The sequence below is a fragment of the Stenotrophomonas maltophilia genome, assembly GCF_025642255.1.
Lineage (GTDB): Bacteria > Pseudomonadota > Gammaproteobacteria > Xanthomonadales > Xanthomonadaceae > Stenotrophomonas > Stenotrophomonas maltophilia_P.
The window spans coordinates 1082849-1094781 of sequence record NZ_CP106759.1 but is presented as its reverse complement, the minus strand read 5'-3'; the positions used below and the strand labels follow the sequence as shown (position 1 = coordinate 1094781).

Here is an 11933-nt window from a genome sequence, read left to right as displayed (position 1 = left end):
GTGGGCCCACGCCCACCGTGAGGTACGTCATGCGTCCTTCGATCCGCCCGGTCGTCTGCGTACTGGCTCTGTTGCTCAGTGCCGGCGCGGCATGCGCCGGCTCACCCGCATCGACCCCTGCGCCACCGGACCAGGCCTGGCAACCGCTTTTCCAGCAGGTCCAGCGCGCGCATCTGTTCCCCGACCAGAAGACCTTTGCCGATGCTGTGCCGCGGCAGTCGCCGGCTGCACTGCTGGCTGACTGGCAGCGCGCGCAGCGAGAGCCTGGCTACACGCTGCAGGCCTTCGTCGACAGGGCCTTCGACCTGCCCGATGGACCTGCGCCCTACGTCTCACCCGCCGGCCAGAGCCTGCGCGCGCATATCGAAGGCCTGTGGCCCGTGCTGACCCGGCAGTCCACGGCGGTCGATCCCCATGGCTCGCTGCTGCCGCTGCCGCACGCGTATGTGGTGCCCGGTGGGCGCTTCCGCGAGGTGTATTACTGGGACAGCTACTTCACGATGCTGGGACTGGCCTCCAGTGGCCGCTGGCCCCAGGTCCGCGCGATGGTCGACAACTTCGCGTGGCAGCTCGACCAGTACGGGCACATTCCCAACGGCAACCGCAGTTACTACCTGAGCCGCTCGCAGCCGCCGTTCTTCAGTCTGATGGTGACCCTGCTGGCCGCGCACGAAGGCGATCAGGCGTACCGCCGCTATCTGACACAGCTGCGCACCGAGCACGACTTCTGGATGCGGGGCGCCGATGGCCTTGCGCCCGGCCAGGCACGCGAGCGCGTGGTGCGCATGCCCAATGGCGACCTGCTCAACCGCTACTGGGATGCTCGCGCGGTGCCACGCAGCGAATCGTGGACGGACGATCTGGCGACGGCGGCACAGGCACCGCAGCGGGCACCCTCGCAGGTGTACCGCGACCTTCGCGCCGGCGCCGAATCCGGCTGGGATTTCAGCTCGCGATGGATGGACGACCCCAGTGCACTGTCCAGCATCCAGACCACGTCGATCGTTCCAGTCGACCTGAACAGTCTGCTGTACCACCTCGAGCAGACCATCGCCCGGGCCAGCCGCGTGGCCGGCGACCGCGCATCGGCCCGCGACTACTCGGCCCGGGCCGAGGCCCGACGCAGTGCCATCAATCGCCTGCTGTGGGATGCGGCGCAGGGCTGGTATGCCGATCACGATCTGCGCAGCGGACAGCTGCGCCCTGCCCTGACCGCTGCCGCGCTGTATCCGTTGTGGTTGAAGATCGCCACCGATGAGCAGGCGCGACGCAGCGCCGACGCAGCCGAAGCACAATTGATGCGTGAGGGCGGCCTGCTGACCACCACCCTCGTCAGCGGCCAGCAGTGGGACGCGCCGAACGGGTGGGCACCGCTGCAGTGGGTGGCCGTCGATGGCCTGCAGCACTACGGTCAGGAGCGCCTGGCGCGGCAGCTGGGAGTGCGCTTCCTGCGCACCGTGCAGTCCGTCTACGATCGGCAAGGCAAGCTGGTGGAGAAGTACGTGGTCGATGGCTCCGCGGGCGGAGGGGGTGGCGGCGAGTATCCGCTGCAGGATGGCTTCGGCTGGAGCAACGGGGTGACACTGGCACTGCTGGATCGCCTGTGCCCGCGGCAGCGGACCTGCGAGAACGCGGGCGACGTCGAGTAGCTAGCGCACCGATCGTGCGATCGCGTACTGCGCCGCGTAGTAGGTGGACAGCACCAGCAGGCTTGCCAGCGGCAGGCCACCGGCGAAGCGGTCCCAGGCCAGCAGTGAATCGCTGGCGACGAACAGCAGGGCGCCGGCTGCCGCCCAGCGCGCACTGCCCGCTTCGACAGCCTCCGGTCGCTGGCGGGTCCACTGCCGCGCCAGCGCCAGGATCGCCATGCACGCCAGTACCACCACATAGGCCAGCACAGGGATGCGCATCGGCGGTGGCAGATGCGGCCATAGACCGGACACGTTGAGCGCGGCGAACACACCCAGAAGTCCCCCTGCGGCGACCAGGCCGCGACCCGCGCGCAGGCCGGCGCGGAAGGCGACGATGTAGCAGAGGTGGGCCAGCAGGAACGCCAGCAGGCCGGGGACGAAGGCATCCATCGGCAGCATGAGCGCGATGTCGCCTGCGCACGAGAGCAGCATGCCCGCCAGCACCGCGCGACGGTACGACGGTGATCCAGCAGGACGCGTCTGCCATACCATCGCCGCGATCAGCAGGGTCGCTGTCGGCTTTGCCAGCCAGTGCAGCCAGCGGCCCTCGCCGGGCAGGAATGCACCGACGATGGCCAGCACCGCCAGCAGCAGGATCGCACCGCCGCCCAGGCGTGGTCTCATCGCGGCTTCCACAGCTCGGCCAGCTGATCCGGGCGGCCGGGAATGCGCTCCAGCACCGGATACTGCAGGCCACCGTGATAGTCGATCCGGATCGGCACGATGCGGTCGAACTGCTTGACCAGCAGCGTGATCGGCGCCTTGTTGGTGGCGGCAACGGCAACCGCGTCCTTCAACCGCTCGCTGCTGTACTCGCGGTCACCGATGGCGATCACCTTCATGCCCGGCGCCAGGCCTGCATTGAAGGCGGGACTGTCCCAGATCACGTCGCCGACCACACCGCTGTCCATCACCGTCGCACCGAGCGAGTACGCCAGCAGCGCCGCCTTGGCGCGTTTTTCCTGTGCCTTGTAGGCATCGTTCGGCGCGTCGCGGTAGACCAGCTTCCAGCCGGCCAGTTCCAGACCGCCGGTCAGCGATCCGTGGCCGTCCAGGCGCTGCCGCAGGAAGCCGGCCCAGTCGTACGGAGCAATGGCGTTCAAGGTCGCCACCACGTCGTCGAACGTATACGGATTGACGTCCCAGTCTCCGTTGCCTACGCCAAAGAAGGCACGGGCAAAATCATCCAGGCTGCGCCGGTTTCCGGTCAGCGCGCGCAGCCTGCCCTCCACTTCCAGCCACAGCATCTGGCCGCCGGAGTAATAGTCCTCGCTCATCTGGTAATTGCGATACGGCAGTGTGCGCCGCTGGGCGATGGTCGGGTCGTTGGTGGTGTCCTGCAGTGGCCGCCAGGCCAGTCCCGGGCGACCGCGATCATAGGTCGCCGCAACATTGGCCAGCATGTCGCGCGCCTGATCGGTGGACCACAACCCCGAGCGGGCGGCCAGCACCTGGCCCCAGAACTGGGTCTGGCCTTCGTACACCCACAGCAGGCTGTCACCCATCGGAACGTTGAAGTTGTCGGTTGCCAGGTCCGCGCCACGGCGATACTTGCCGTTCCAGGAATGCGTGTACTCGTGCGGCAGCAGGTCACGCATCCATGCGGAGTCATCCCACTCGGTGAAGTAGCCCGGCGCAGCGCTGTTCTCGCTGGAGCGATGATGCTCCAGCCCGATGCCGCCCAGTCGGTCGGTCAATGCCAGCAGGAACTCGTAATGGTCGTAGTGGCGCGCGCCGTACAAGCGGTCAGCCTGCTGCACCAGGGCGCGGTGCGCCTTGATCTGTGCCTCGGTGGGCTTCAGCGACTTCGCTTCATCGGCGAACACGTTCAGGTGCACCGGCGCCTTGGCGCCCGGGTCCAGATCGATGCGCTGGTAATGCTCACCGGCGAACAGCGGCGAATCGACCAGATGGTCGAAAGTGATCGGCTTGAACACCACCGTGTCACCGTCGCGCCGGACTGTTTCGAGCGCGGTGGCGTAGCTCCAGCCCTTCGGCAGGGTCACGCTGGCCTGGGCCTGCAGATGGCGTGCATCGACCCCGGCCGGATACAGCGCGTTGGCGTTCCATTGCAGGTTGAGCATTTCCGGCGTCATCACCACGCGGCCCTGGTTGCCGCCCTGCGAGGACAGGAAATCGAACTGCGCCACGATCTCGCTGACGCCCTCCGGCACATCGACCTTGAACGCATAGACGTTGTACTGGTCGCGCTGCCAGGCCAGCGGCCTGCCATTGGCCGTGACGCGCAGGCCAGCGAGCTTGTCGATCGGGCCGGTGGGCGAATGATTGCCGGGAATCCACTGCGGGTACAGCAGGGTCATCGGGCCGGGTTTTGCCGGCACGGTGGCGGTCACCTTGAAGATGCGCCGGGCCAGATCGCGCGCGTCCACGTCGATGCGCAGCAGGCCGTGCGCAGCGGCATCGGCCGGCGGCGGGCTCTGCGCCAGCGCGGGTGTGGCCGCCAGCGCGAACAGCACGGACATCACCAGGGCACGGGTCTTCATCGGGCGGCTTCCAACAGCGGAGAATCCTCCGATGCTAGGCCTGTGTGGTGCGCGGCCCCATGGCCAAAGGTCATGGGCGGGCTGCCCATCCGCGCATGCCCAAGAGCGTGCGAACCAAGGTTCGCACCCACCTTGTGCTGGTTTGCACCCACCAGAGCGGTTTTTGCACCCACCAGAGCGGTTTCAGTAGATCCACGCCATGCGTGGATGAGGCCTTTCCCGGTCAGTCGATCAGGCGCAGGCGCAGTTCCTTCGGCAGCGCGAACACCATCGATTCCGGCTCGCCATCAAGCTCGGACACACTGCCGGCGCCCAGTTCGGCCAGGCGCGCAAGCACGCCATCGACCAGCACCTGCGGTGCCGACGCACCGGCGGTGACGCCGACGTGCTGCTTGCCCTGCACCCAGGCCGGGTTGATCTCATGGGCGCCGTCGATCAGGTAGCTCTCGACGCCTTCGCGCCGTGCCAGCTCGCTCAGCCGGTTGGAATTGGAGCTGTTCGGGGACCCGACCACCAGCACCAGATCGCAGCGCTTGGCCAGGTCACGTACCGCGTCCTGCCGGTTCTGCGTGGCGTAGCAGATATCGTCGTTCTTCGGCCCCTGCATGGCCGGGAAGCGCTCGCGCAGGGCGTCGATGATGCCGCGCGTATCGTCCACGGACAGCGTGGTCTGGGTGGTGTAGGCGAAGTTCTCGGGCTGGTTGATCTGCAGCGTGGCGACCTGCTCCACATCCTCCACCAGGTAGATCTGGCCGGTACCGGCTTCCTGGTTCCACTGCCCCATCGTACCTTCCACTTCCGGATGGCCCGCGTGGCCGATCAGCACCACGTCGCGGCCCGCACGGCAATGGCGCGCCACTTCGAAGTGGACCTTGGTGACCAGCGGACAGGTGGCATCGAATACCTTCAGGCCACGACGCTCCGCTTCCAGGCGCACTGCCTGCGATACACCGTGGGCACTGAAGATGACGGTGTTGTTGTCCGGCACCTCGTCCAGTTCCTCGACGAAGATCGCACCGCGCTGCTTCAGATCATCGACCACGAAGCGGTTGTGCACCACCTCATGACGGACGTAGATGGGCGCGCCGAGCGTTTCGATCGCGCGCTTCACGATCTCGATCGCACGATCGACACCGGCACAGAAACCACGCGGGTTGGCGAGCAGCACATCCATCAGTTCAATCTCCCGGCAGCGGCCGGCTTACGGTTTCGGAGTGGCATTATCCGCCTTTTTGGCGGACCTGCCGTCGAACAGGCCGGTCAGGGCGATGCCGATGGCACCGACCACGATGGCCGAGTCGGCGATGTTGAACGCCGGCCAGGTATAGCTGCCAACGTACCACTGGATGAAATCGACGACATGACCGTGCACCTGGCGGTCGATCACGTTGCCGATCGCCCCGCCGATGATCAGCGCATAGGGAACGGCGGCCTTCCAGTTGCCACGGGCGGTGCCACGCAGCCACCATGCCATCAGGCCGCTGATGGCGATCGCCAGCGCCGTGAAGAAATACTTCTGCCAGCCACCGGCGTCGCTGAGGAAACTGAATGCGGCACCGGTGTTGTAGGTGCGATACCAGTTCCAGAAGCCATCGATGACCACCACCGGCTGGAACTCCGGCAGGCTCGACAGGACCCAGGCCTTGGACCACTGGTCCAGGCCGATGATGGCCGCCGACAGCAGCAGCCAGACCAGAGCGTTGGGATGCGGACGGGCGGCGCTCATCAGAACCAGCTCCGAACTTCGCCAGCGCCGTCGATGTTGCTCACGCAACGGCCGCACAGTTCCGGGTGATCGGCATGACTGCCGACGTCGGCGCGGTGATGCCAGCAGCGCACACACTTGGCCTTGGTGGTCGGCTGGGCACTGACGAACACCTCGTCGGTGGTTGCCGGACGCACCTGCACGTCACCGCTGATGAACAGGAAGCGCAGTTCGTCGGCCAGCGGCTGCCAGCGCGCCGCCTGCTCTTCGCTGGCGGCCACGGTGATCTCGGCCTCCAGGGCGGCGCCGATCGCGCCGTTGGCACGCATCGGCTCGAGCACCTTGGCCACCTGCTCGCGCACGGCCAGCAGCTGGTCGAAATCGGCAGCGTTGAGCTGGGCATCCGCCGGCAGCGGCGCCAGGCCCTCGTACCAGGTGGTGAACAGCACGTGGCCGGTGCGCGTGCCCGGCAGGTAGCCCCACAGCTCGTCGGCGGTGAAGGTCAGGATCGGTGCCACCCAGCGGGTGAACGCCTCGGCGATGTGATACATCGCGCTCTGCGCCGAACGGCGACCGTGCGAGTCGGTCGGCATCGTGTACAGGCGGTCCTTGGTGACGTCCAGGTACAGCGAGCCCAGGTCCACGCTGCAGAAGTTCAGCAGCAGCTGCACGATCTCGGCCATGTTGTAGCCGTCGTAGGCCGCCTTGATCTTCTCCTGCAGTTCCCACGCGCGATGCACGATCCAGCGGTCCAGCGCGACCATCTGGTCGAGCGGGCGCAGGTCCCGGGCCGGATCGAAACCGTCCAGGTTGCCGAGCAGGAAGCGCGCGGTGTTGCGCAGGCGACGGTAGGCGTCGGCATTGCGCTTGAGGATTTCCTGCGACAGCGACATCTCGTTGCTGTAGTCGGCCGAGGCGATCCACAGGCGCAGGATGTCCGCGCCCAGCTTGTTCATGATGTCCTGCGGCTCGATGCCGTTGCCCAGCGACTTGGACATCTTGCGACCGTGCTCGTCCACGGTGAAACCGTGGGTGAGGCACTGCTTGTAGGGCGCGCGCCTGTCGATTGCCACGCCGGTCAGCAGCGACGACTGGAACCAGCCGCGGTGCTGGTCCGAGCCTTCCAGGTACAGGTCGGCCGGCTTGCCGAAGCCACGCGCGGCCAGCACGCCTTCATGGGTGACACCCGAGTCGAACCAGACGTCGAGGATGTCGGTGACCTTCTCGTAGTCGACCGCTTCGGCGCCCAGCAGTTCGGTTGCATCCAGCGAGTACCACACGTCGATGCCCTCGGCTTCGACACGGTCGGCAACCTGCTGCATCAGCTCCACCGAGCGCGGGTGGATCTCGCCGGTCTGGCGATGGGTGAACAGTGCGATCGGCACGCCCCAGGTGCGCTGGCGCGAGATCGTCCAGTCCGGACGGCCATCGACCATGCTCTGGATGCGCGCCTTGCCCCAGGCCGGGAACCAGCCGACGGTGTCGATCGCGGCCAGCGCATCGCTGCGCAGGTTGGCCTTGTCCATCGAGATGAACCACTGCGGGGTGGCACGGAACACCACCGGCGTCTTGTGGCGCCAGCAGTGCGGATAGCTGTGGCGGATCGGGTGGAAGGCCAGCAGCGTGCCGTTGTCGCGCAGCACGCCGATGATGGCCTCCTGCGCCTTCCACAGGTGCTGGCCGGCCAGTACCACGTCACCGGCCGGCGGCGTCGATTCCAGGTACACGCCACGGCCATCGATCGGCGTCACCTGGCCGGCGTTGTACGTGTCGAGCAGGCCGTACTTCTGGCTGACCACGTAGTCTTCCTGGCCATGTCCAGGAGCGGTGTGCACCGCACCGGTACCGTCTTCGTCGGACACATGGTCGCCGTTGAGCAGCGGGATCGCGCGCCCGGCATAGAACGGATGCGACAGCAGCTGGTTTTCCAGTGCAGCGCCCGTGGTTTCGCCGTGCAGTACCACCTCCTCGACGCCGTAGCGCTGCAGCGCACGTCCAGCCAGCGCAGCGGCAAGCACCAGCCAGCGGCGCTTGCCGTTGTGCGCCGGACCTTCGGCCAGCACGTAACGGATGTCCGCACCCAGCGACACGGCCAGCGACGCCGGCAGCGTCCACGGCGTGGTGGTCCAGATCGGCACCGCCACGTCCACATCGGCCGGCACGCTCACGCCGAATGCCTGGCCGATGGCCTGCGGATCGCGCGCGGGGTATGCCACGTCGATCGCCGGCGATTCCTTTTCCTGGTATTCGATCTCGGCTTCGGCCAGCGCCGAACCGCAGTCGAAGCACCAGTACACCGGCTTGGCACCCCGCACCAGGTGGCCATTGGCCACCACCTTGGCCAGTGCGCGGATCTCGTTGGCCTCGAAGTCGAAGCTCAGGGTCTTGTACGGGTTGTCCCAGTCACCGGTCACGCCCAGACGCTTGAAGTCCACGCGCTGGATGTCGATCTGCTCCTCGGCGAACTCACGGCACTTCTGCCGGAATTCAACCGCATCGAGCTTCACGCCGACCTTGCCCCACTTCTTTTCCACCGCGATCTCGATCGGCAGGCCGTGGCAGTCCCAGCCCGGCACGTAGGGCGCATCGAAACCGGCCAGGTAGCGCGACTTGACGATGATGTCCTTCAGGATCTTGTTGACCGCGTGGCCCAGGTGGATGCGGCCGTTGGCATACGGCGGGCCGTCGTGCAGCACGAACAACGGGCGGCCGGCGGCGTTGTCGCGCAACTGCTGGTAGAGCCCCTGCTCCTCCCACCGCGCCAGAATGCCCGGCTCGCGCTTGGGCAGGTCGCCGCGCATCGGGAAATCGGTGGCTGGCAGGTTCAGGGTGGTCTTGTAGTCCTGGCTCACGCAGTGGCTCGCAATCTATGTTCGGAAAGGATGGCGCGCGCCTGCTCGGCGTCGCGGTGCATCTGGTCGGTCAGTGCCGCCAGATCATTGAACTTCTCTTCGTCACGCAGCTTGGCGACGAATTCAACGTCGATGTGGCGACCGTACAGGTCACCCTGGAAATCGAAAAGGTGGGCTTCCAGCAGCGGCTCCACGCCCTCCACCGTCGGCCGCGTGCCGAAGCTGGACACCGACGGCCAGGGCTGGTCGAACACACCGTGCACCCAGGTCGCGTAGATGCCCGACAACGCCGGGGTCTTGGGGAAACGCAGGTTGGCGGTCGGGAAGCCCAGCGTGCGGCCGAGCTGGCGACCACGCACCACGCGCCCGCTGATCGCGTAAGGGCGACCGAGCAGATCGCCGGCCCGGGCGAAATCGCCGGACTGCAGCAGCTGGCGGATGCGGGTACTGGAAATGCGCTCGCCGTGCAGGTCGACCGCCTCGATCTCGCCCGCGCTGAAGCCCAGCTCGCCACCCAGCTTCTGCAGCAGGGCCAGATCACCGCGGCGACGGTTGCCGAAGCAGAACTCCGGCCCGATCCACACTTCGCGGGCATTCAGTCGCCGCACCAGCAGCTGGCGGACGAAGGTTTCGGCCGGCATCGCCGCCATCGCTGCATCGAAGCGCAGCAGCCCCACCGCGTCGACCCCCAGCTCGCGCAGCATCTCGACCTTGCTGCGTGCCAGCGTCAAGCGCGGTGGTGGTGTGCCCTGGGCGAAGAACTCACGGGGCAACGGTTCGAACGCCACGGCCACCGCAGCCACGCCCAAGGCGCGCGCGCGCGCAACGGCATGCCGCACCAGTGCACGATGCCCCAGATGGAGGCCGTCGAATGCACCGATGCAGACCACGCTTCCGTTGGGGAGCAGCTCCCCGCCCTCGACGCTTCTGAACAGCCTGCTCATCAACTCCCGTTCCGGCCCACCCGGGGCCGCCGCTTCAATGGTGTAACCCTGAAGTATAGCCGCCGCAGGCGACGATCAATGCCCGCGCAGGTCGCGCGGGCGGAAGCCCATGGCCAGCATCGCCAACAGATAGGTCAGGCCACCGCCCCCCACCAGCAGGATCAGGCCGCCGATCCGGTGCCATTTGTCCATCCCGGTGAAGGCCGGCATCCAGTACAGCAGGGCCAGCAGCACGCCGACCATGCACGCGCACGCCACCAGCAGCCGCACGAGGTAGCTGCCCCAGCCCGGCAGGCGCTGGTAGACATCGGTCTTGCCCAGCCAGTACCACAGCAGGCCCAGGTTCAGGTAACTGGACAACGCACTGGCAATGCCCAGCGCCAGATGCAGGCCGGGCTGCTTGCCGATGGCCGTCATTACACCCTGCGCCTTCAGCGCGTCCGGCACCATCACCTGATACAGCACGGCCAGCAGGACGAAGTTGAACACCATGTTGGCCACCAGCGCGGCCACGCCGGCACGTACCGGGGTGCGGGTATCCTGGCGGGCATAGAAGGCCGGCAGGACCACCTTCAACAGGGCGAACGCGGGCAGGCCGAAGCTCAGGCCATACACCGACAGCGCGGTCATGCGGGTGTCGAAGGCGGTGAACTGGCGGTACTGGAACAGCGTGGCGATCAGCGGTTCAGCCAGCAGCACCAGGCCCAGCATGGCCGGCACCGAGATCAGCAGGGTCATGCGCAGGCCCCAGTCGAGCGAGCGCGAGAAGCCCTCGCGGTCGGTGCTGACGTGGTGGCGGGCCAACGCCGGCAGGATCACCGTGCCCAGGGCCACGCCGAACACCCCCAGCGGCAACTCCAGGAAGCGGTCGGCCAGGGACAGCCAGGACTGCGAGCCATCCGTCAGCTTGGCGGCGATCAGGGTGTCCAGCAGCAGGTTGATCTGCGCCACCGAGGAACCGAACAGGGTCGGCACCATCAGGGTCAGCACCTTGCGCACACCCGGGTGGTTCCAGCCCCAGCGCGGCAGGGTCAGCAGATTGATGCCCTTGAGCGAGGGCAGCTGGAACAGCAGCTGCAGGATACCGGCCGCCAGCACGGCCCAGCCCAGCGCCAGGATCTGCTTTTCCGGGGTGCCGCCGAGTTGCGGCGCCAACCACAGCGCGCCGGCGATCATGCACAGGTTGAGGATGACCGGGGTCAGCGCCGGCATCGCGAAGCGCTGGAAGCTGTTCAGCGCCCCGCCGGCCAGCGCGGTGAGCGAGACGAACAACAGGAACGGGAAGGTCAGGCGGAACAGATCGACCAGCAGGGTCTGTTTGACCGGGTCGGTATCAGCGCCACTTGAGAACACCACCGCCAGCTGGGGAGCGAAGATCAACGCCAGCGCGGTGACCACCAGCAGCGTCCCGCCCAAGGTGCCCGCCACGCGTGACATCAGTTCGCGCAGTTCGGTGTGGCTGCGGGTCTCCTTCACCTCGGTGAACACCGGCACGAAGGCGGTGGCGAAGGAGCCTTCGGCGAACAGGCGACGCAGGAAATTGGGTACCCTGAACGCCACCCAGAACGCATCGGTGACCGCATTGGTGCCGAACGTGGTGGTGATCACCTGGTCCCGGACAAGTCCGAGCACCCGCGAGACCATGGTCATGCTGCTGAACGACAGCAGGCCCCGCAACATCTTCGGTGAACTCACTCAACGTCCCTCTTGACAATCGACTTGACGTACATTTCCCGCGCCATCATACTAGCCAGCTTGCTGTTCCCATAACACCGATTTTTTCAGGAAACCACCACCGTGGCCAATATCAAGTCCGCCAAGAAGCGCGCCAAGCAGACCGTCGTGCGCAACGCGCGCAACGTGGCTCAGCGCTCGATGCTGCGCACCGCTGTCAAGAAAGTGATCAAGGCGCTGGACGCCAACGATGCCGCCGGCGCCGAAGCCGCCTTCGCCGTTGCCCAGCCGATCCTGGATCGCTTCAGCGCGCGTGGCCTGATCCACAAGAACAAGGCTGCTCGCCACAAGAGCCGCCTGAACGACCGCATCAAGGCCCTCAAGGCCGCCTGATCCGGTTGCCGCCGGGGCTGCCGTCCCGGCGACACGCAAAAGCCCGGCTCCGGCCGGGTTTTTTGTTGCCTGCACTCCGCCGCCTCCCCGTTTTCCGTAGAGCCGAGCCCATGCTCGGCTGCTGCCTGCATCGCAACCAACAAAAAAACCCGGCCGAAGCCGGGCTTTTC

The 11933-nt window shown here is 66.7% G+C and carries 9 protein-coding genes; 2 read left to right on the top strand and 7 right to left on the bottom strand.

Features of this window, described 5'->3' with window-relative positions; translation table 11 throughout:
- Positions 1–29 precede the first annotated feature (29 nt).
- Positions 30–1649, top strand: coding sequence for an alpha,alpha-trehalase TreA (treA, locus tag N8888_RS05135; RefSeq protein ID WP_263177813.1), 1620 nt, complete (start codon positions 30–32; stop codon positions 1647–1649).
- On the opposite strand, the gene N8888_RS05130 is transcribed toward treA, so the two are convergent.
- The 7 genes from N8888_RS05130 to murJ form a co-directional block, all read right to left on the bottom strand.
- Entirely contained in the window at positions 1650–2315 is a 666-nt protein-coding gene (locus tag N8888_RS05130; RefSeq protein WP_262219221.1) for a lysoplasmalogenase, read from the bottom strand.
- Positions 2312–4195 carry a M61 family metallopeptidase gene (locus N8888_RS05125; RefSeq protein ID WP_253120403.1) on the bottom strand — a complete coding sequence of 628 codons (1884 nt, stop codon included), beginning with the start codon at positions 4193–4195 and terminating at the stop codon, positions 2312–2314. The genes N8888_RS05130 and N8888_RS05125 overlap by 4 nt, the downstream gene beginning before the upstream one ends.
- A 223-nt stretch (positions 4196–4418) precedes the next feature.
- Complete coding sequence (gene ispH / locus N8888_RS05120) at positions 4419–5369, bottom strand: 4-hydroxy-3-methylbut-2-enyl diphosphate reductase (protein WP_065174617.1); 951 nt, start codon at positions 5367–5369, stop codon at positions 4419–4421.
- Positions 5370–5396: 27 nt separating this feature from the next.
- Positions 5397–5921 (bottom strand): signal peptidase II, encoded by a 525-nt coding sequence (gene lspA / locus N8888_RS05115; RefSeq protein WP_065174616.1) that lies wholly within the window; start codon positions 5919–5921, stop codon positions 5397–5399.
- Complete coding sequence (ileS, locus tag N8888_RS05110; protein WP_263177812.1) at positions 5921–8752, bottom strand: isoleucine--tRNA ligase; 2832 nt, start codon at positions 8750–8752, stop codon at positions 5921–5923. The genes lspA and ileS overlap by 1 nt, the downstream gene beginning before the upstream one ends.
- On the bottom strand, positions 8749–9696 hold the full coding sequence (locus N8888_RS05105; RefSeq protein ID WP_197600837.1) for a bifunctional riboflavin kinase/FAD synthetase: 948 nt from the start codon (positions 9694–9696) through the stop codon (positions 8749–8751). Before N8888_RS05105 ends, ileS begins: the two co-directional genes overlap by 4 nt.
- Positions 9697–9771: 75 nt before the next feature.
- Positions 9772–11376 carry a murein biosynthesis integral membrane protein MurJ gene (gene murJ / locus N8888_RS05100; protein WP_197572075.1) on the bottom strand — a complete coding sequence of 535 codons (1605 nt, stop codon included), beginning with the start codon at positions 11374–11376 and terminating at the stop codon, positions 9772–9774.
- A gap of 117 nt (positions 11377–11493) precedes the next feature.
- On the opposite strand from murJ, the gene rpsT reads away from it, so the two are divergent.
- Entirely contained in the window at positions 11494–11763 is a 270-nt protein-coding gene (gene rpsT / locus N8888_RS05095; RefSeq protein WP_005408560.1) for a 30S ribosomal protein S20, read from the top strand.
- The last annotated feature ends 170 nt before the right edge of the window (positions 11764–11933 follow it).

Coding starts and splice junctions, on each gene's coding strand:
- lspA (WP_065174616.1), bottom strand. CDS start 5,921: ATGAGCGCCGCCCGTCCGCATCCCAACGCTCTGGTCTGGCTGCTGCTG.
- murJ (WP_197572075.1), bottom strand. CDS start 11,376: ATGTTGCGGGGCCTGCTGTCGTTCAGCAGCATGACCATGGTCTCGCGG.
- N8888_RS05125 (WP_253120403.1), bottom strand. CDS start 4,195: ATGAAGACCCGTGCCCTGGTGATGTCCGTGCTGTTCGCGCTGGCGGCC.
- treA (WP_263177813.1), top strand. CDS start 30: ATGCGTCCTTCGATCCGCCCGGTCGTCTGCGTACTGGCTCTGTTGCTC.
- N8888_RS05105 (WP_197600837.1), bottom strand. CDS start 9,696: ATGAGCAGGCTGTTCAGAAGCGTCGAGGGCGGGGAGCTGCTCCCCAAC.
- N8888_RS05130 (WP_262219221.1), bottom strand. CDS start 2,315: ATGAGACCACGCCTGGGCGGCGGTGCGATCCTGCTGCTGGCGGTGCTG.
- ispH (WP_065174617.1), bottom strand. CDS start 5,369: ATGGATGTGCTGCTCGCCAACCCGCGTGGTTTCTGTGCCGGTGTCGAT.